Origin of the sequence: Nonomuraea sp. NPDC048901 (genome assembly GCF_040649695.1) — a bacterium.
Classification (GTDB): Bacteria; Actinomycetota; Actinomycetes; order Streptosporangiales; family Streptosporangiaceae; genus Nonomuraea.
This window is the reverse complement of the sequence record NZ_JBEZFW010000008.1, coordinates 496,988-515,287: the sequence shown is the minus strand read 5'-3', so window position 1 is coordinate 515,287 and position 18,300 is coordinate 496,988. Positions and strand designations below refer to the sequence as shown.

Annotated in this window: 16 protein-coding genes, 1 tRNA gene and 1 pseudogene; 8 read left to right on the top strand and 10 right to left on the bottom strand. The window is 70.5% G+C overall.

Annotation, left to right across the window (positions count from 1 at the left end; translation table 11 throughout):
* Positions 1 to 184: pseudogene (locus AB0C30_RS29840) on the top strand (MFS transporter); the annotation flags it as partial.
* A gap of 39 nt (positions 185 to 223) precedes the next feature.
* The gene (locus AB0C30_RS29835) at positions 224 to 721 is read left to right on the top strand and encodes a universal stress protein (protein WP_357950733.1); all 498 of its coding nucleotides are present in this window, start codon (positions 224 to 226) and stop codon (positions 719 to 721) included.
* Positions 722 to 866: 145 nt separating this feature from the next.
* On the opposite strand, the gene AB0C30_RS29830 is transcribed toward AB0C30_RS29835, so the two are convergent.
* A tRNA-Lys gene (locus AB0C30_RS29830) sits at positions 867 to 940 on the bottom strand.
* 100 nt (positions 941 to 1,040) lie between these two features.
* Here AB0C30_RS29830 and AB0C30_RS29825 point away from each other — a divergent pair.
* Together AB0C30_RS29825 and AB0C30_RS29820 are read left to right on the top strand one after the other, a co-directional pair.
* Positions 1,041 to 1,877, top strand: coding sequence for a MoxR family ATPase (locus AB0C30_RS29825; protein ID WP_357950730.1), 837 nt, complete (start codon positions 1,041 to 1,043; stop codon positions 1,875 to 1,877).
* Positions 1,874 to 3,235 (top strand): VWA domain-containing protein, encoded by a 1,362-nt coding sequence (locus AB0C30_RS29820; protein WP_357950728.1) that lies wholly within the window; start codon positions 1,874 to 1,876, stop codon positions 3,233 to 3,235. The genes AB0C30_RS29825 and AB0C30_RS29820 overlap by 4 nt, the downstream gene beginning before the upstream one ends.
* On the opposite strand, the gene AB0C30_RS29815 is transcribed toward AB0C30_RS29820, so the two are convergent.
* Entirely contained in the window at positions 3,232 to 3,996 is a 765-nt protein-coding gene (locus AB0C30_RS29815; RefSeq protein ID WP_357950725.1) for a nuclease-related domain-containing protein, read from the bottom strand. The genes AB0C30_RS29820 and AB0C30_RS29815 overlap by 4 nt on opposite strands.
* Positions 3,997 to 4,166: 170 nt before the next feature.
* Here AB0C30_RS29815 and AB0C30_RS29810 point away from each other — a divergent pair, with 170 nt between their 5' ends.
* Positions 4,167 to 4,757 (top strand): TetR/AcrR family transcriptional regulator, encoded by a 591-nt coding sequence (locus AB0C30_RS29810; protein ID WP_357950722.1) that lies wholly within the window; start codon positions 4,167 to 4,169, stop codon positions 4,755 to 4,757.
* Here the strand turns inward: AB0C30_RS29810 and AB0C30_RS29805 are convergent.
* Genes AB0C30_RS29805 through AB0C30_RS29795 form a run of 3 tightly spaced genes read right to left on the bottom strand, consistent with a single transcriptional unit; the run spans position 4,716 to position 8,163 of the window.
* A complete protein-coding gene (locus AB0C30_RS29805; protein WP_357950719.1) occupies positions 4,716 to 5,807 on the bottom strand; it encodes an acyl-CoA dehydrogenase family protein in 1,092 nt (363 codons plus the stop codon). The two genes, AB0C30_RS29810 and AB0C30_RS29805, sit on opposite strands and share 42 nt — an antisense overlap.
* Complete coding sequence (locus AB0C30_RS29800; protein ID WP_357950716.1) at positions 5,804 to 6,964, bottom strand: acyl-CoA dehydrogenase family protein; 1,161 nt, start codon at positions 6,962 to 6,964, stop codon at positions 5,804 to 5,806. Before AB0C30_RS29800 ends, AB0C30_RS29805 begins: the two co-directional genes overlap by 4 nt.
* The gene (locus tag AB0C30_RS29795; RefSeq protein ID WP_357950714.1) at positions 6,961 to 8,163 is read right to left on the bottom strand and encodes an acyl-CoA dehydrogenase family protein; all 1,203 of its coding nucleotides are present in this window, start codon (positions 8,161 to 8,163) and stop codon (positions 6,961 to 6,963) included. The genes AB0C30_RS29800 and AB0C30_RS29795 overlap by 4 nt, the downstream gene beginning before the upstream one ends.
* Positions 8,164 to 8,270: 107 nt before the next feature.
* Here AB0C30_RS29795 and AB0C30_RS29790 point away from each other — a divergent pair, with 107 nt between their 5' ends.
* Together AB0C30_RS29790 and AB0C30_RS29785 are read left to right on the top strand one after the other, a co-directional pair.
* The gene (locus AB0C30_RS29790; RefSeq protein WP_357950711.1) at positions 8,271 to 8,849 is read left to right on the top strand and encodes a GNAT family protein; all 579 of its coding nucleotides are present in this window, start codon (positions 8,271 to 8,273) and stop codon (positions 8,847 to 8,849) included.
* A gap of 12 nt (positions 8,850 to 8,861) precedes the next feature.
* Complete coding sequence (locus tag AB0C30_RS29785) at positions 8,862 to 11,375, top strand: hypothetical protein (protein WP_357950709.1); 2,514 nt, start codon at positions 8,862 to 8,864, stop codon at positions 11,373 to 11,375.
* A gap of 183 nt (positions 11,376 to 11,558) precedes the next feature.
* Here the strand turns inward: AB0C30_RS29785 and AB0C30_RS29780 are convergent, their stop codons facing one another.
* Positions 11,559 to 12,143, bottom strand: a complete 585-nt coding sequence (locus AB0C30_RS29780; protein WP_357950707.1) for a TetR family transcriptional regulator C-terminal domain-containing protein — start codon at positions 12,141 to 12,143, stop codon at positions 11,559 to 11,561.
* Between the two features lie 82 nt (positions 12,144 to 12,225).
* Here AB0C30_RS29780 and AB0C30_RS29775 point away from each other — a divergent pair, with 82 nt between their 5' ends.
* On the top strand, positions 12,226 to 13,491 hold the full coding sequence (locus AB0C30_RS29775) for an FAD-dependent monooxygenase (RefSeq protein WP_357950705.1): 1,266 nt from the start codon (positions 12,226 to 12,228) through the stop codon (positions 13,489 to 13,491).
* Here AB0C30_RS29775 and AB0C30_RS29770 read toward each other — a convergent pair.
* The 4 genes from AB0C30_RS29770 to AB0C30_RS29755 form a co-directional block, all read right to left on the bottom strand.
* Complete coding sequence (locus AB0C30_RS29770; RefSeq protein ID WP_357950702.1) at positions 13,394 to 14,278, bottom strand: DMT family transporter; 885 nt, start codon at positions 14,276 to 14,278, stop codon at positions 13,394 to 13,396. The genes AB0C30_RS29775 and AB0C30_RS29770 overlap by 98 nt on opposite strands.
* Positions 14,279 to 14,452: 174 nt before the next feature.
* A complete protein-coding gene (locus tag AB0C30_RS29765) occupies positions 14,453 to 14,827 on the bottom strand; it encodes a VOC family protein (protein ID WP_357950700.1) in 375 nt (124 codons plus the stop codon).
* A 45-nt stretch (positions 14,828 to 14,872) separates the two neighbouring features.
* A complete protein-coding gene (gene secA2, locus AB0C30_RS29760; RefSeq protein ID WP_357950698.1) occupies positions 14,873 to 17,053 on the bottom strand; it encodes an accessory Sec system translocase SecA2 in 2,181 nt (726 codons plus the stop codon).
* Between the two features lie 167 nt (positions 17,054 to 17,220).
* Entirely contained in the window at positions 17,221 to 18,267 is a 1,047-nt protein-coding gene (locus AB0C30_RS29755; RefSeq protein ID WP_357950695.1) for an EamA family transporter, read from the bottom strand.
* Positions 18,268 to 18,300 lie beyond the last annotated feature (33 nt).

Genomic DNA, 18,300 nt, shown 5'->3' with positions numbered 1-18,300 from the left:
CGCCGCCGCCAACGGCGCCGGACAACTCGGCAACCTGCCCGCCCTGACCAACGGCTTCTCCTCCGCCTTCATCGGCGCCGCCGGCATCGCCGCCGTCGGCGCCCTGCTCGCCGGGCTGACGCTGCGCTCCCACCGCACCGAGCCGGCCGCGTCCGAGCCCGCCACCACGCACAGCGGCCACTGACCACCTTGCTCTCTGAGCCCCGCTTTCAGGGAGTAACCCATGACCACCACACCGATCCTCATCGCTTACGACGGCTCATCCGGCGCCCGCCATGCGCTCGAAGAGACCGCCCGGCTCTTTCCCGGCGCCCCCGCCGTGGTCCTCTACGCCCGGCAGCCACTGGAGAGCCTCGCCGCACACCTGGAAGGCCACCCCGCCCTGGACGAGCTGCGCGACTTCGACGACAAGACCCTCGACGCCTCCGAACGACTGGCCACCGAAGGCGCGGATCTCGCCCGCGGACTCGGGCTGAAGGCCGAACCCCGGGTCGCCTCGATCCCCGAGGAGACCGTCGCCGACGCCATCGCCGATGTCGCGGAGGAGATCGACGCCTCGCTCATCGTGATCGGCTCACGAGGCAGGCAAGGACTACGGGCACTTGTCGCCGGAAGCACCTCCACCCACGTGGTCCACACCTCAGGCAGGCCCACACTGGTCATCCCGTCCAAGCCGCTCGCGGACGCCCGTCGCCACACTGAGCATCGCGCCGTTCGCTGAGACGCCTGCCCTTCTCCCGGCTCCCCGTTCCAGGGAGCCGGGAAAAGCACCACCGAGCGACCATGGGAGCGCCTCGGCTCGGCCAGAGCTACTTGAAAAACGAGAAACCCCAGCTCAACATCGATGAGCTGGGGTTTCCGTGCGGTGCGCCGCCAGGGACTCGAACCCCGGACCCGCTGATTAAGAGTCAGCTGCTCTAACCAACTGAGCTAGCGGCGCTTGCAGAGAGGAATATACCGGCACTCCGCATCCTGGTCGAATCGGTATCACCCGCCTGCCAGCCGCTAGAATAAAGTTCGGCAAGCAGACAGGAGCATCGATGTTCGACTCGCCCGCCGACGTGACCGAGCGGCTCGCCGCCGTTGACTATCTCTCCGACGACGCCATCTCCACCTCGGTGTTCCTCGCCGCCGCCCTCGGCAAGCCGCTGCTGGTCGAGGGCCCCGCGGGGGTGGGCAAGACGCAGCTGGCCAAGGCCGTGGCGCTGGCGACCGGCGCCCAGTTGGTCAGGTTGCAGTGCTACGAAGGGCTCGACGAGGCCAGGGCCCTGTACGAGTGGAACTACAAGAAGCAGCTCCTGCGCATCCAGGCCACCAGCGCCGACGACGACATCTTCAGCGAGGAGTTCCTGCTGGAGCGGCCGCTGCTCAAGGCGATCAGGGCCGGGGTGCCGACCGTGCTGCTCATCGACGAGACGGACAAGGCGGATATGGAGGTCGAGGGGCTGCTGCTGGAGCTCCTGTCGGACTTCCAGGTGACGATCCCCGAGCTGGGCACGATCAGCGCGGTCCGCAAGCCGTACGTCGTGCTGACCTCGAACGCGACCCGCGAGCTGTCCGAGGCGCTCAAGCGGCGCTGCCTCTATCTGCACATCGAATACCCGACGCCCGAACGCGAGCGCGACATCGTGCTCAGCCAGGTGCCGACGATCCGCGCGGACCTGGCCGAGCAGCTGGCCAGGACGGTCGCCACGCTGCGCGCCATGGAGCTGAAGAAGGCGCCGTCGGTGGCGGAGACGGTCGACTGGGCCAACACGCTGCTCGCGCTCGGGCGCGACGAGCTGGACGAGCCGACGGTGGCCGGCACGCTGGGCGTGGTGCTCAAGCACGCCTCCGACCACGCTCGCGCGGTCAAGGAGCTCGGGCTGCCCTCATGAGTGACACCTCGCTGGTCGACAGGCATGTCGGGTTCGTGCACGCGCTGCGCGAGGCGGGATTGCCCGTGTCGCTGGCCGAAGGGCTCGACGCCGCGCGGGCGCTGCGGGTGATCGATCTGACCGAGCGCGAGTCGCTGCGCGCCGCCTACGCGGCGACGCTGGTCAAGAAGCCGGGGCACCGTCCCGGGTTCGACATGCTGTTCGACCTGTGGTTCCCGTCGTCTACCACTGGTCTGTACGAAGAAAGCGCCGTAAAGAGCGACACCGCTGAGCTCAGTGAGCTGCGTGACCAGCTGGCCAGGCTGCTGACCACGGGCAGTGAAGCTGAGATGCGGGAGTTCGCCAGGGCCATGGTCGGGCGGTTCGGCCGCCAGCCGGCTGGTCCCGGCCGCCAGAACTGGTTCTCCTACAGCGTCCTGCGCGCCCTGTCCCCCGAGACGCTCATGGCCCGGATCCTCCAGGAGGTCCTGGCCGGCCAGGAGCGCGGCGGACTGGCCGAGAAGACCGCCCGCCAGCGGGTGAACTCCGGCATCAGGCGCTTCGAGGAGGCGGTCGCCACCGACGTGCGCCGCCGGATCGCCGAAGACTCCGGCGTCGAACGCATCGCCCGCTCGGCCGTACGCCCCCCGCTCGACCAGCTCGACTTCCTGCGCATCACCAAGGCGGACCTGGCCAGGCTGCGGCGCGAGGTCTACCCGCTGGCCCGGCGCCTGGCGGCCAGGCTGACGATCAAGCACAGGAAGGGCCGGCGCGGGCGGCTCGACTTCCGCCGCACCATGCGGGCCTCGCTGCAGAGCGGCGGCGTGCCGCTGACCACCCATTTCAAGCCGCCCCGGCCGCACAAGCCCGAGCTGGTGATCCTCTGTGACACCAGCGACTCGGTCTCGTCGTTCGCGCACTTCACGCTGCTGCTCACGTACGCGCTGAGGGAGCAGTTCACCAAGGTACGGGCGTTCGGGTTCGTGGACACGGTCGACGAGATCACCCGCTTCTTCGTCCCCGGCGCGGACGTGGTGGAGGCGATGACCCGGCTGGCCAACGAGGCGGACATGGTCCGCTTCGGGCGCACGAACTACGGCCACTCCTTCGAGCGCTTCGCCGAGCGCTACGGCGACGCGATCGGCCCCAAGACCTCGCTGCTGATCCTGGGCGACGCCCGCTCCAACTACCAGCCGGCCGCCGTCGACACCCTGCGCGCCCTGGCCGCGAAGGCCCGCCACGCCTACTGGCTCAACCCGGAGCCCCGGCAGCAGTGGGACACGGGCGACTCCATCGCCACCGACTACGACGCGGTCGTGCCGATGTACGAGTGTCGCAACGTCGCGCAGCTCAGCGCGTTCATCCAGGACTTGGCCTAGGCGCGCTGGAGCTCCCGGGCGGCGGTGCGGGTGAGCAGCTCGATCTGCTGCTCGTCGAGCACCTCGCCGGCGGTCGCCTTGACGCGCCGGGCCGCCAGGCTCGGCTTGAGCAGCGTGAGGCCCTCCGCCGTGACCTGGCCGCCGCGCGGCAGCAGGCCGCAGTGCACGGCGAGCAGCGGCGTGATCGTCACCGGGATGCCGGTCTCGCGAGTCAGCAGCTCGGCGAAGGCGTTGGAGGTCTCGATGAGAGACTTGGCCACCTTGGTGCCGTACTTCTCGCCGAAGAACAGCCGCCCGTTGTAGGTGGCGATCTCGGTGTCGGGGCTCCACGACTCGTTGTCGATGGCCCACAGCCCGCCGGGGCCGATCACGAGGTGGTCGATGGAGGCCTGATCCCTGATGGCCCGGCCGTCCAGGACGCTGTAGCCGAGCTTGCCGAGCGAGCGGCGGAGCATCCGGCCGGTGATCACCTCACCGCGCCGCCGGCCACGCCAGACCGCGGTCGCGTGGAAGGAGCGCCAGGCGATGTACCAGTCGACGCCGGCCACGATGCCCGCGAGGGCGACGCCGTAGAAGGCGGTGAGCGCCAGGTCGAACCGGATCGCCAGGCCGATGCCGGCCACGAAGCCCACGCCCGCCTTGATCATCCTTGATCGCTTGCGGTTGTTGGCGTCCTCCCGCCAGAACTTCTCGTAGTACCACTGAGGCGAGGCCCCAGTGAACTTCTCGTCCTGCTGCACGTAGATCGAGCCACCAGGCACGGCAAACTCCCCCAATGAGTCGCTGAACCATCAGGATCTGCCACGCCGAAGATCCCTCGCTGAGTCAATTAATACCCCACCTGACCCCAACGGAAGCAAGGGGACCCTAAGGTGACGGAAATAGCACCTGCGGGAAGTCCATCAACCGACCAGTCGGTATGCTGTGACACGTGAAGGAAGAACCGGTACGCAGGAGGCTGCTCAGCGAGGCGACCCGGCTGTTCGCGGAGCGGGGCTTCGAGGGCGCGTCCGTGCAGGAGATCGTCGTGGCCGCCGGCGTCACCAAGGGCGCCATGTACCACTATTTCGACTCCAAAGATGATCTGCTGCACGAGATCTACGCGCGCGTGCTGCGCATGCAGATGGAGCGCCTGACCCACATCGCCGACGGCCCCGGGACGGTCGCCGAGCGGCTGCACGCGGCGGCGGCCGACGTCATCGAGACCACCACCGCGAACCTCGACGACTCCAAGATCTTCTTCCGCTCGATGCACCTGCTGGCGCCCGAGACGCGCAAGACCGTCCGCGCCGAACGCCGCCGCTACCACGAGCGCTTCCGCGACCTGGTGATCGAGGGCCAGCGCGAGGGGCTGTTCAGCGAACGCGTCCCGGCCGAGCTGGTCGTCGACTACTTCTTCGGCTCGGTGCACCACCTGGGCAGCTGGTTCCACACGGACGGACCGCTCACCGGCGCCCAGGTGGGCAAGCACTTCGCCGACCTACTGCTGACCTCGCTCGGGGCCGGGCCCGTCGACGAGTGAGGCCGGCGCCGGCACGTCGGCCAGTGATGCCAGCGCCTCCCGGTGGTCGCCGGGCGTGCCGAGCGCCGTCTCTGTGGCCTTGGCACGCTTGAGGTAGAGATGCAGGGGATGCTCCCAGGTCATCCCGATCCCGCCGTGCAGCTGCAGGGCCTCCTCAGCCGCGTGTACGGCCACACCCGCGTTCCACGCCTGGGCCACGGCGACCGTCACGGCCGAGTCGTCGCCGGCCGCGGCACGCGCGGCGGCGCGCGCCCTGACCACGTCGAGCCAGAGATCGGCCAGCCGATGCTTGATCGCCTGGAACGACCCGACCGGGCGGGCGAACTGGTGGCGTTCCTTGACGTAGGCGAGCGTGGTGTCCAGGCACCACTCCGCCACCCCGAGCTGCTCGGAGGCGAGCAGCCCGGCACCGGACCGCAGCACCTCGACCAGGTCGCACGGGCCCAGCGACCGCGCGGGCGCCGCCGAGAAGGTGACCGTCGCGACCGGCCGGGTCAGGTCCAGCGACGGTACGACCTGGACGGCGGCGTCGGCGGCCTCGACCGCGTACAGCTGGCCGCCGACCGGCACCAGCAGCACGTCGGCCACCTCCGCTCCCGCGACCGCGGACACGGTCCCGGACAGCGTCCCGCCGTCCAGGCTCACCGACGAGCCCCGCCTCGGCCGGTACGGCGAGGCGGCGAACGACACCACCAGGGCCGCGGTCGTCCGCCCCTCCGCCAGCCCGCCCAGCAGATCGGCCGAGCCCGTCGCCAGCAGCGCCTGAGTGGCCAGCACGGCGCTGGTGAAGAACGGCACCGGCGCGACACCCCGGCCGAGCTCCTCCAGCACGACAGCGGCCTCACGGGCCGACGCGCCCGCCCCGCCGTACTGCTCGGGAATGAGCAGGCCCGCCACCCCGATCTCCCCGGCGAGCGTCTTCCACAGGTCGAGGTCGTAGGGGTCGGACTCCACCCGCTTGAGCACCGCGGCCGGCGGACAGCGGTCGGCGAGCACCCCGCGCACGGCGGCGCGCAGCTCCTCCTCGACCTCCGAGTACAGCAGGGTCATCGTGGCAGGTCCTTCCAAGGGACGTCCTTGTCGACGCGGGGTTCTGAGGGCAGGCCGAGCACTCGTTCGGAGATGATGTTGCGCAGGATCTCCGAGGTGCCGCCCTCGATCGAGTTGCCCTTGGCGCGCAGGTAGCGGTAGCCGGCGCCACGCCCGTAGAAGTCGAGGTCCTCCGATCGGCGGAAGGTCCAGTCGTCGTAGCCGAGGTCGCGCCGGAGCTCGATGTCGAGGCCCGACAGCTCCTGGTTCAGCTTGGCGAACGACAGCTTCATGCCCGACCCCTCAGGACCGGGGTGCCCGGCGACGAGCTGTTCGCGCAACCGTACGCCGGACAGGCGAGTCACCTCCGCCTCGACCCACAGCGACAGCAGCCGCTGGTGCAGGTCGTGGGTGCGCAGCTCGGGGTGTTCGCGCCAGGTGTCGAGCACCGGCCCGATCATGCCGCCGCCGCGCCGTACGGGGGCCCCGCCGATCGCGACGCGCTCGTTCATCAGCGTGGTCTGGGCGACCCGCCAGCCGTCGCCGACCTCACCGAGCCGCAGGTCGTCGGAGAGCCGGACGCCGGTCAGGAAGACCTCGTTGAACTCGGCCTCTCCGGTGATCTGCCGCAGCGGGCGCACCTCGACGCCCGGCGCGTGCATGTCGCAGATGAAGTACGTCATGCCGCGGTGCTTGGGCACGTCCGGGTCGGTACGGGTGACGAGGATCGCCCACCGGGCGTGGTGCGCGCCGGAGGTCCAGACCTTCTGGCCGTCGACGACCCACTCATCGCCGTCCCTGACCGCCCTCGTGGCCAGCGTCGCCAGGTCGGACCCCGCGCCCGGCTCGCTGAAGAGCTGGCACCAGATCTCCTCGCCCGTCCACAAGGGCCGAAGGAAGCGGCGCCGCTGCTCCTCGGTGCCGAACGCCAGGACCGTCGGCGCCGCCATGCCCAGGCCGATGCCCTGCACGCCGGTGTTGAGCTGCGGCGTGTCGGCGAGCTCCCGCTCGACGACCTGCTGCAGGTCCCGCGACACGCCCAGGCCGCCGAGCCCTTCGGGGAACCACACCCACGCCAGCCCGGCGTCGAACCTGGCCCGCAGGAACTCCAGCCGGTTCTTCGGATCATTGGCGCCGAGGAGCGCGTCGACGCGCTCCTTAATCTCCGCCTCGTTCACATGTACCTCTTCAGTTCGCGGTAGGCGAGTGAGCGCTTGTGCACCTCGTCGGGACCGTCGGCCAGGCGCAGCGACCTGGCTCCCGCCCAGAGCCCCGCCAGGGGGAAGTCCTGCGAGACGCCGCCCGCGCCGTGCACCTGGATCGCCTTGTCGAGGATCCATTCCACGGCGATCGGGGTCGAGATCTTGATGGCCTGGATCTCGGTGTGGGCGCCCTGGTTGCCGACGGTGTCCATGAGCCAGGCCGTCTTGAGCACGAGCAGCCGCAGCTGCTCGATCCGGATGCGGGACTCGGCGATCCACTCCTGGATCACGCCCTGCTGGGCGACGGGCTTGCCGAACGTCGTACGCCCCAGCGCGCGGCGGCACATCAGCTCGACGGCGCGCTCGGCCATGCCGATCAGCCGCATGCAGTGGTGGATACGGCCCGGCCCGAGCCTGGCCTGGGCGATCGCGAAGCCGCCGCCCTCCTCGCCGATCAGGTTGTCGACCGGCACCCGTACGTCCTCGAAGACGATCTCGGCGTGGCCGCCGTGGTCGGCGTCGCTGTAGCCGAACACGTGCATGCCGCGCTTGATCCGCATCCCGGGCGTGTCACGCGGCACCAGGACCATGCTCTGCTGGCGGTGCTTGGGCGCGTCGGGGTTGGTCTTGCCCATGAGGATGAAGATCTTGCAGTCGGGGTTCATCGCGCCGGAGATGAACCACTTGCGGCCGTTGATGACGTACTCGTTGCCGTCGCGGGCGATGGAGGTGGCGATGTTCGTGGCGTCGGAGGAGGCCACGTCGGGCTCGGTCATCGCGAACGCCGAGCGGATCTGCCCGTCGAGCAGCGGTTGCAGCCACTCCTTGCGCTGCCACTCGTTACCGAACATGGAGAGGACCTCCATGTTGCCGGTGTCGGGCGCGGCGCAGTTGGTGGCCACCGGGGCGAGGTTGGGGCTGCGGCCCATGATCTCGGCCAGCGGCGCGTACTGCAGGTTCGTCAGCCCCGCGCCGTGCTCTCCCGGCAGGAACAGGTTCCACAGGCCGCGCTTCCTGGCCTCGTCCTTGAGGTCGGCGACGAGCGGCGGGGAGCTCCATCCGCTGGTCGCGGCCTGCTCCTCGAAGGCGGCTTCGGCTGGATAGACGCATTCGTCCATGAAGAGAAGCAGGCGCTCACGCAGGTCCTCGGTGACACTGTCGAAGGCGAAGTCCATACCCCGGAGCCTACCGACCGGCCGGTATGAGTGTCGACAGGTGGTCGCCGAGAAACCGGCTCAGGTGGCCATAAAGGCGATCCGGATCTTCTTTTAGGGTGACCGCTATGACCGCGAACCTGCCCTCCCCTGTGCTGCTCGAGAACGACGTCGTCCGCCTTGAGCCGTTGACGATGGAGCACATTCCCGACCTGTTCCTGGCCGGGGGCGGGGATGAGGAGGTCTGGCGCTGGATGCCCGCCAAACCACCGCGAGCCGAGTCGGAGCTGGCGGGGCTCGCTCAGGGCCTCATCTCGGACGACAAGCACATCCCGTTCGCGGTCGTGCTCAGGTCGTCGGGGCTGGCCGTCGGCTGGACCACGTACGGCGACGTGCCCGGGTTCGAGAAGAGCATCGAGATCGGCTGGACCTGGTACGGCCGGACGGTCTGGCGTACGGCGGTCAACACCGCCTGCAAGGTGTTGCTCATCGACCATGCTTTCGACAAGCTGGGCTACAACCGCGTCTTGCTCAAGACGGACGTCCTCAACCTACGTTCGCAGAACGCCATCAAGCGCATCGGCGGTGTGCACGAAGGGACGCTGCGCCGCCAGCGCAGGAGGCCGGACGGCACCTGGCGTGACACGGTCTATTTCGGCATCCTCGAAGAGGAGTGGCCGGACCACCGAGCTCGCCTGATCCGTTAGCGAAAGGGCCGCATGACCGACCGGCTGGGGGGCTACTGGTTAGGCTCCCGGCTCGGCGGTGCCGTCCATGACGCCTACGACGAGTCGGGCACTCGATATGCGGTCACCCGCCTCCCCGCGCGGCCCCCGGGCCCCGTCAAGGCGGCCTTACAGGTCCGGTCGCTGTGCGTCGCGCGGGTGGTGGACGCCTGTCTCGACGGGGACGCGCCGTATCTGGTCAGCGAGTACGTGCCCGGGCCGACGCTGGCGGAGGTGGTCGGGCGGCGGGGGCCGTACGGCGGGGACGACCTGTACCGGCTGGCGGCGGCCACGGCGACGGCGCTGGCGGCGATCCACGAGGCCGGGGCGGTGCACGGAGGGCTCACGCCGGACCGGGTCGTCCTGGGGGCGGAGGGGCCACGGCTCGTCGGGCTCGGGACCGCGACCGACGGGAGTGGGCCGCCGGGGGATGTACGGGATTGGGGCCGGCTGCTGGTGTTCGCGGCATACGGCCCCGCGCCACCCGACGGGGTGGACCCGTCGCCGGGCCAGCCCTCCGGCCAGCCCACTCAACCCGGCCAGCCTGGGCGGCCCGAGCGGCTGCTCGATCGGTTCGATCGGCCGCTTCGGGAGCTCGTGCTGGCGGCCCTGCGCCGGGATCCGGACCGGCGGCCGAGCGCGCACCAACTGCTGCTGTCCCTGCTCGACGTGCCGCAGTCGCAGCAGGGGCGCCTGCTCCCGCCCGAGCCGGTGGACGACCCCCCACTGGGCGTGCGAGCCGAACGCCTCTACCTCCAGCTCAGCCCCGCCGACCAGGACCTGGTGCCCGAGGTGTTCCTGCGCCTGGTCGGCATGGCGGCCGACGGCACCGACACCCGCCGTCGCGCCACCCGTACCGAGTTGGTCACCGGCCGCCCTCCGGAACAGGCCGCCATGGACCGGGTCCTCAGGGCGTACACGGAAGCGGGGCTGATCGACCAGAGCGACTCCGACGCGGACGGGGTGGACATCGACCGGAGTGGCATCGACGCGGGCGGCCTGGTCATCGCCCAGGCGGCGCTCCTGCGGGCCTGGCCGCGCCTGCACGAGTGGCTGGAGGCCGAACGCGACGGCCTCGCCGTACACCGCGACCTGACCAGGGCGGCGCGGCGGTGGGAGTCGGGCGGCCGGCGGGAGAGCGACCTGTTCCAGGAGGACGACCTGGACCGGGCGCTGGCGTGGGCGGCGAGCGGGCGGCGGCGCGTGACGCTGAGCGCCGCCGAGCAGGCGTTCCTGGACGGCGGACGCGCATTGGTACGCGGTCGCGCACGCGGTCGGCGGCGGACCATGGCGGCCCTGGCGTCGGTGACCCTCGTGGCGGTCCTGGCGGCGGTCGTCGTCGCCGTCTGGCACAACAGCAGCGCCGAGGGGCGGCTGGACCAGGCGATGGCGCGGGTGGCGGCGTCCAGGGCGCGGGCGCTGCGGGCGGCCGACCCGGTGACGGCGCGCCGGTTGAGCCTGGCCGCGTGGCGCCTGGCCCCGGTCGCGGAGGCCCGTGCCGCGCTGGCCGACTCGGCGGCCGATCCGGCGGTGGACGTGTTCGCCGACCCGTACGGCGGTCCGCACTCGCTGGACGCCCTCAGCGACGACGGCACCCGGCTGGCCGCGCTGACCGACGGGACGATCCGGGTGTACGACCCCCTTTCCCGCAGGCAGCTGGCCATGACCGCCGGTCCCGCCCAGAGCGTACGGGCGCTGGCCTGGTCCCCCGACGGCCGGACACTGGCGCTCGTCGGCGTCGACCGGTCCTACCTGTGGGACACGACCTCGGGCACGGGCGTGGGACGGCCCTTCGGCCGGGGGCTGGGCGCGCCGGGACAGCAGGCGGCCTGGTTCAGTCCAGGAGGCGGTCTGCTGTTCGCCGCGGCCCGCCAGTCGGGCGAGCGATGGGCCTGGAACCTGCGGACCGGCCGGGCCGCGTTCGTCGGCCAGTACGCGGTGGTGGGGCCGCGTGACAAGGTGGCGCTGGTGTTCGCGGGGACGCGTTCGGAGGTGGTCCGCCTGTCCGGCCGTGGCGCCCGTACGCCGGCGCCCTGGCTGGACCGGATGCCGTGGGAGTACACGGTGTTCAGCCCCGAGGGTGAACGGGTGGCGATCGCCGAGGAGACCGGCGTGCAGATCTACACGCTGGACGGCGTGCCCGTGCTCCCGGCCCGGCTCCGGCCCTCTCCCGGCAGCCTCACCTTCAGCGCCGACGGCCAGCTCCTGACCAGCACGGACAGCGACCGTGTCCGGGTCTGGCGCGTCGCGGACGGCACCCGCCTCACGGACCGCCAGGCCCCGGCGGCCGGCGCCGACCGTCCCGTCCAGGCCGCTCTCGCGCCGGGCGGACGCTGGCTGCGCGTACTGGCCGGCCACGGCACGGTCCTCACCATCGACCTCGCCCACGCGACCCCGCCCCCGGATCCGGCCGGGTCGGCGGCGTCGATCTGCGGCCGGTACGGAGGGCTGTCCCAGACTGACTGGGACCGTTATCTGGCCGAGGTGCCGTATCGACCGGTGTGCTAGCTCACCCCACCACGTGGAGGTGCTCGCGTGCGTAGGCGCTCGCACGTCAGTGGCCGCGTGCGTAGGCGCTCGCACGCCGATGGCCGCATGCGTAGGTGGCCGGGCGCCGATGCCCGCATGCGCAGACACTCGCACGCCGATGCCCGCATGCGCAGGTGGCCGGGCGCGATGGCCCGCGCCGCCTCAGGTGCCTGACCCCAGCATCCCCCGCAGGAGGTCCCGTACGGCCTCCCGCAGGTCGTCGCGCGAGGGCACGGCACCCGCCCCCGCGATGGCGTCGAACATGATGCCCTCGCCGAACGCCACCAACTGCCGCCCATGCCGCACCGGATCCGGCGACCCGAGGGCGGCCAGCAGCCCGACGACGGGATCGCGGAAGCGGCGCCCCGCCTTGTCGTAGATCTCGCGCAGCTCAGGCCGCCTGGTCGCCTCCAACGCCAGCTCGTAGCGGGCCAGCGTGCGCCTGGAGTCGCCGAGCTGAACGTGCAGCGCCTCAGCCACCAGCCCCGGCAGATCGGACTCCAGGAACGGGTCAGCTGCGGCGTTCGCGCCCTGGAGCCGGTAGACCGGGGCCAATGCCTGTACTTCCAGGTCCGTGAGGCGGGAAAGCGTCAGTTCCAGCAGCGCGGCGCGGGTGCGAGCCAGGTTGGACGTGGACCCGGGCGGGAGGCCCGCTGCCTCGTCGACGGCCCGGTGGGTGAGGCCGCGCATGCCGCGCTCCGCCAGCAGGGTGATGGCCGTGTCCGCGACGGTCTCAGAGCGCTTCACGAGCAGCAAGACTACACCGGTAGTGCCACCGGACTACAGGCGTAGTAGGGTGAAACTACAGACGTAGTTTGGGAGGCAAGGCATGGCCAGAGCCGTGGTGATCGGTGGCGGTATAGGCGGGCTGACCTCGGGAATCGCGTTGCGGCGCAAGGGCTGGGACGTGACCGTGCTCGAACGCGCGGCCGCGCTGGAGCCCGTCGGGGCCGGGGTGGCCGTCGCCGCCAACGCGTTGAAGGCACTCGACGTGATCGGCCTGGGCGACCGCGTGCGCGAGTTGTCCAGGATCCAGGGCCAGGTGGGCGTACGACAGCAGAACGGGCGCTGGCTGACGCACACCACCGAGGACAAGGCCCAGAAGCTCTACGGCGACTCGATCGTCATCCTGCTCCGCGCCACCCTCGTCGAGTTGCTCATAGAGAGCCTGGGTCACGAGCGCCTGCGCTTGAACACCACCGTCACCGGGGTGGACGCAGGCCAGGGCATCGTCCGCACCGGTGCCGGTGACATGGAGGCCGATCTGATCGTGGCCGCCGACGGCATCCACTCGGCGACGCGCACCGCGCTGTTCCCTGAGCACCCCGGTCCGGTGTACTCGGGAGTCACCGCCTGGCGGGGGCTGGTGCCCGCGCTCGACCGTGAGGTCCCGAGCACGGAGACGTGGGGCAGGGGCCTGGTGTTCGGGGCTCACCAGTTGAACGACGAACTCATCTACTACTACGCGACGGACCTGTCACCCGCCGGAGCCGTGCACGCGGACGAGCGCGCGGAGTTGCTGCGCAGGTTCGGTGGCTGGCACGATCCGATCCCCGCCCTGATCCGCGCGTCGGACAACGCACGGATCCTCCGCAATGACCTCTACTACTTCGACACCCCGTTGCCCGCCATGCACCGAGGCCGGGTGGCGCTGGTCGGCGACGCGGCCCATCCCATGACGCCCAACCTCGGCCAGGGCGCCTGCCAGGCCATCGAGGACGCCGTCGTTCTCGCCCTCACCGTCTGCGGCGACTTCTGGATTAATGGTGGTTCTCCAGGCCGACACCTCGACGCGAATGGCGCGGGTGGGCACCTCGACGCGAATGACCCAGGTGGGCGCCTCGGCGCTGGGGGTGGGCTCGCCGCCTATACGGCCGCGCGTCTGGAGCGGACCGCGGGCATCGTGCGCCAGGCGATGACCATCTGCAAGGTGACCAAGCTGCGGAATCCGGTGGCCGTCGGGCTGCGGAACGCGGGGGTGGCGCTGGCCTCGCGGATCACACCAGATCTGATGTTGCGGTCAATGAACGAGATCCTCGGGTGGCGTCCACCCCGACAGGCTGGGAGTGATCAGGGGCCAGCCGCCCGAGTGTGATCGTTCCCCCGATGGTGAGTGCGGCCGCCAGCATGGCCGGGATCGCCGTGGACGGGCTGGTCGGGAGTGGTTCGCCGAGGAGGATCGCGCCGGCGAGCACCGAGGTGATCGGGTCCACGACCTGTACGCCCGCGTACGCGATGCCGAAGTAGCCGACCGCGTAAGAGCGTTGCAGCATCACGACCGCGCCGACCAGCAGCACAGGTATGACGAGTGTGAACCAGTGCAACAGCCTGCCCCAGTCCCCGTTCATGCCACCGCCGACCGCCCGGACGAACGTTGACACGCTCGCGGTCACGGCGCCGGCGCCCACGGACAGGACGAGGGCCTTGCTGGGTCCGCGCAGCCTGTTGGCGAACAGTTCGGCGGCGAGCACGATCAGGCCGATCACGACGATGAAGCCGATCGCGGCCCCGCTGCCGAGACTCGGTCTGACGTTGTGCGCCGGGACCAGCACCATGAGCCAGAGCAACCCGACGGCCACCGCGATGGAGCCGAGGATCTCCGCCTTGTACGGGCGGCGGCCGTACATCAGCGCGGCGAGCGGCACCGCGAACACCAGAGTGGCCACGCTGATCGGTTGTACGGCGACCAGCGGCGCGAGGCTCAGCGCCACGGCGTGCAGGGACGCGCCGACGAAGCCGATGACCCCGCCGATCCACCAGCGAGGACGCCTCACCAGCCTGAGGGAGGCGCCCTCCGCTACGGCTTCGTACTGTTGCAGCGCCGCGCCGAACGCGTATCCGAGTGCCCCGGCCAGCGCGATCACGAGACCGACCCAGGTCATCGGCGCCCGCGCAGGGACATGGATCCTTCCAAGAGCATTGCACCAGCTTATGAGGGAAGCTAAGTGCTTGAATCATCCTTTTGGCCAGACATCCCTCATCACGGACGTACCGCCGCACCAGTCCGGTCCATCACCCCAGCCACACAGCGGGACGACGGGACGTGTCAGGATTTTTCAGGACTTTTCGGGGCAGACGCAGAACGCGTGCCCCTCCGGGTCCTGCATCACGATCCACCCGACCTTCCCGTCCGTGACCCCGGGCTGGAACTCGGGCTTGGTCGCCCCCAGGGCGATGTACTCCTCCACCGCCCGCTCCACGTCCGGCACCCGGAAGTCGAGATGGAACTGCTTGTCCGAGCTGGGCCACTCCACCGGCTTGCGGTCGGCGACGCGGCCGAAGTAGATGTTCGTCGTCCCGTCGCCCACCGCGGCGTACTCGTCCTCGGAGTATTGGATGTCCAGCCCGGTCACCTGGTGCCAGAACTCGGCCAGCCTCTTGGGCTCGGCACAGTCGATGGTGAAGGCGATGAGCTTCGCGTGAGTTGTCATGATGAAAGGCTCGCAGGCATACCTGCCATCTTTTGTCAGGTACGCCTAGCCGCGACGAGTGGCCGATGTCACACGCTTGAGGATCCTGTCCCACTCCGTACCGAACGGGTTGTCCTGCACCAGATAAGTCCAGGTCGCGGTGGGGCGCTTGAGGTCGGGCTCCGGTGCCTCGAACGATTCGACCGAGCGGCGTTCGACCTCCGACAGCAGCGACTTGTACTCCGCCACGGCCTCCCGGTGGAACTCGTCGATCGGGCTCATCCGGCCGAGCGCCCGCAGGTGGATGCCCTCGCGCAGGTCGGTCAGGAACGCCAGGTGCTCGGTCCAGCAGCGGTCGATCGCGTGCAGCACGATCTGCCTGGCCGTCTCGTCGCGGGTGTCCTCCGGCAGCGACTCCCAGCGCTCGGGGTCGGCCTCGGCCAGCGCCTTGGCCGCCGAGTCGCCGTGCAGGACCTTGTCGCGCCACTCCAGGATGAGCTCGCGCTGGTGCTCCAGCAGGCGGGTGTAGCGCCACGTGTTGCGGTGGATCTCCAGGTTCACGCCCTCGGCGACCCGCTGGGCGTGGGCCACGAGGTAGGGGCCGCGGCGGTGGCGTACGAGGCCGTCGGCGTCGGCGGCGGGCGGGCGCTCGTCGGGGACGAACTGGGTGATGAGGTCGTCCTGCATGCTGACGAAGAACACCGAGGCGCCGGGATCGCCCTGACGGCCCGCGCGACCGCGCAGCTGGTCGTCCAGGCGGCTGCTCGCGTGGCGGCCCGAGCCGATCACGTACAGGCCGCCCAGCTCGGCCACGCCGTCACCGAGCCGGATGTCGGTGCCGCGGCCGGCCATCTGCGTGGAGACGGTGATGGCGTCGCGCTCGCCGGCCTTGGCGATGATCGCGGCCTCTTCGGCGTCGTTCTTGGCGTTGAGCACGACGGGCTCCAGGCCGCGCCGCTGCAGGAGCTTGGCCAGGTTCTCCGACTCGGCCACGTCCAGCGTGCCGATGAGGATGGGCCGGCCGGTGGCGTGCGCCTCCTGGATCTCCTCGACCAGCGCGGCGTCCTTGTCCGGAACGGTCGGATAGATGCGGTCCGGCTCGTCCTTCCTGACGCACGGCCGGTTGGGCGGGATCACCGCGACCTTGAGGCCGTAGAACTCGCCGAGCTGCTCGCTGACGGCGACCGCCGTGCCCGTCATCCCGGAAATCTGCGGATAACGCCGGATCAGGCCCTGGACGGTGATCGAGTCGAGGATCTCGCCCTTCTCGCTCGGCGGCAGCGTCTCCTTGGCCTCCACGGCCGCCTGCAGGCCGTCGGGCCAGCGCTGGAGCACGGCCACCCGGCCGCGCGAGGGGTTGATGAGCTGGACCTTGCCGTCGCGCACGATGTAGTCGACGTCACGGGTGAGCAGGGCATGGGCGTGCAGGGCGAGGTTGAGCTCGATCAGCGTGCCGGGCTCGTTCTCGTCGTACAGCTCGACGTCCAGCATGCCCTCGACGCTGTCGGCGCCCTTGGTCGTCAGGTAGACGTTGCGCGCCTGGTCGTCGATCTCATAGTGGTAGCCCCGGATCAGCTGCCTGACCAGCGCGGCCATCTCCGGCACCGCGCTGCCCTCGTCCGCCGCCCCCGCCATGACCAGCGGCACCCGCGCCTCGTCCACGAGCACCGAGTCGGCCTCGTCGACCAGCGCCACCTCGGGCGCGGGCACGATGATCTCCGCCGCGTCGGTGCGCAGCCGGTCGCGCAGCACGTCGAAGCCCATCTCGCTGACGGGTCCGTACGTGACGTCCTGCGCGTAGGCCGCGCGCCGCTCGTCGGGCGTGGAGTTCTGGTCGATCCAGCCCACCGAGACGCCCATGGCCTCGTAGAACGGCGCCATCCACTCGGCGTCGCGCCTGGCCAGGTAGTCGTTGACGGACATCACGTGCACGCGCTTGCCCTGCAGCGCGTAGCCGGCCGCGGCCATCGCCCCCGACAGCGTCTTGCCCTCACCGGTCGCCATCTCGGCGATCTGCCCGTCGAGGAGGGCGAGCGTGCCAAGAAGCTGCACGTCGTACGGCCTGAGCCCGAGCGTCCGGTCGGCGGCCTCCCGCGCTACGGCGCAGAACTCCGCCAGATCATCCATTTTCGGCCTGGGCAACTCTTCGAGCGCGCTGACGCGTTCGGCTCGTTCGCCCGCCGCCTTGACGATCTTTTTGTACGGGCTGAGGTTCACCCCGCCCGGACGATCCAGGAGGTTTCTCACTATTCCGGAAATCGACGCCACAATCCCTCCAACGCATGCTTTGTCAGCGCCGTTCCCATTTAGTGTCAAGTGCGCTCTATCGGGAGCGGAGCGACGGTACGGCAAGCATCGCCGTACCGGACCCTAACTCATAGGACGCCCGCAATCGCCACTCCGCTCCGCGACCGCTAATCCTTCTCTGTAGTACGCCCTGCTTGAACGGCCGGAACCACCACCGCCGCCAGCAGCAACCCGCATCCGCACCATGCCATGGGCGTGAGCCGCTCACCGAACAGCACCACGCCGAGCACGGCCGCGCCAACCGCCTCGCCGAGCGAGATGATGGAGACGGTCGTGGCGTTGAGCGTGGTCAGGGCGCGGAAGAACAGCCCGTACGCGAGCGCGGTCGGCACGGCGCCCAGGTAGAGCAGCAGGGCCACAGGTGTCGCCCCGGCCGTCGGTAGCACCCCGTCGACCAGGGCGAACGGGGCGAGGCACGCGGCCGCGACGGCGAACCCGCCCATGGCCGTGCGCTGGGGGTCGTCGCGGTGGTGGCGCGAATAGAGGGTCACGCCGGCGTACCCGGCGGCGGACACCAGAGCCAGGACGATCCCGGCCGCCCGCCCACCGCCGACGCTCCCGGAGAGGACGGCGCTCACCCCGGAGAGGTTGCTCTGCCCGGTGAGGGCGCTCTCCCCAGTGAAGGCGCTCTCACCGGTGAGGAGGAGCAGGCCGCCCAGCGCCGCGACCAGCGCGGCGAGCGCGGTGCGGGTGACGCGCTCCCCCAGGAGGAAGCGGCTGCCCAGTGCGGTGAACACCGGCGTGGCGCCCATCGTGACCACCGTGGCGATGGCGACGCCGGACTGGGCGATCGCGCCGAAGTAGGCCGTCTGATAGACGGCCATCCCGATCCCGACGACCAGAAGCCGCCGGTCGAAACGCGCCCACAGCAGAGAAGGCCGACGCCCGCCGACATCACCCGGCCGCACAACAACTGGCCTAACGATGGCCGACCGAACGGCGGCTCGCCGAACGGCGGTCGCGGTGGGGCGAGTGGTGAGGCGGGTGGTGACGTACAGGAAGGCAGCGCCCAAAAGGTAGCGCCAGAACGAGACGTCGACGGGGCCGAGCCCGCCCGACTGGAAGAGCAGGGAACCGGCGGCACCGCCGGTGCCCCAGGCGGTCGCGGCCACGGACATGAAGAAGGCGCCCCGCCGCGCGGAGACATGGGACATGACTGATCTCTCCGGATGGAGTGGTGGAAGTGG

Bases quoted from the DNA above. Each gene is read 5' to 3' on its own strand.
- AB0C30_RS29770 (WP_357950702.1), bottom strand. From the start codon at position 14,278: ATGACCTGGGTCGGTCTCGTGATCGCGCTGGCCGGGGCACTCGGATAC.
- AB0C30_RS29835 (WP_357950733.1), top strand. From the start codon at position 224: ATGACCACCACACCGATCCTCATCGCTTACGACGGCTCATCCGGCGCC.
- AB0C30_RS29785 (WP_357950709.1), top strand. From the start codon at position 8,862: ATGACCGACCGGCTGGGGGGCTACTGGTTAGGCTCCCGGCTCGGCGGT.
- AB0C30_RS29825 (WP_357950730.1), top strand. From the start codon at position 1,041: ATGTTCGACTCGCCCGCCGACGTGACCGAGCGGCTCGCCGCCGTTGAC.
- AB0C30_RS29795 (WP_357950714.1), bottom strand. From the start codon at position 8,163: ATGGACTTCGCCTTCGACAGTGTCACCGAGGACCTGCGTGAGCGCCTG.
- AB0C30_RS29755 (WP_357950695.1), bottom strand. From the start codon at position 18,267: ATGTCCCATGTCTCCGCGCGGCGGGGCGCCTTCTTCATGTCCGTGGCC.
- AB0C30_RS29765 (WP_357950700.1), bottom strand. From the start codon at position 14,827: ATGACAACTCACGCGAAGCTCATCGCCTTCACCATCGACTGTGCCGAG.
- AB0C30_RS29790 (WP_357950711.1), top strand. From the start codon at position 8,271: ATGACCGCGAACCTGCCCTCCCCTGTGCTGCTCGAGAACGACGTCGTC.
- AB0C30_RS29820 (WP_357950728.1), top strand. From the start codon at position 1,874: ATGAGTGACACCTCGCTGGTCGACAGGCATGTCGGGTTCGTGCACGCG.
- AB0C30_RS29775 (WP_357950705.1), top strand. From the start codon at position 12,226: ATGGCCAGAGCCGTGGTGATCGGTGGCGGTATAGGCGGGCTGACCTCG.
- AB0C30_RS29805 (WP_357950719.1), bottom strand. From the start codon at position 5,807: ATGACCCTGCTGTACTCGGAGGTCGAGGAGGAGCTGCGCGCCGCCGTG.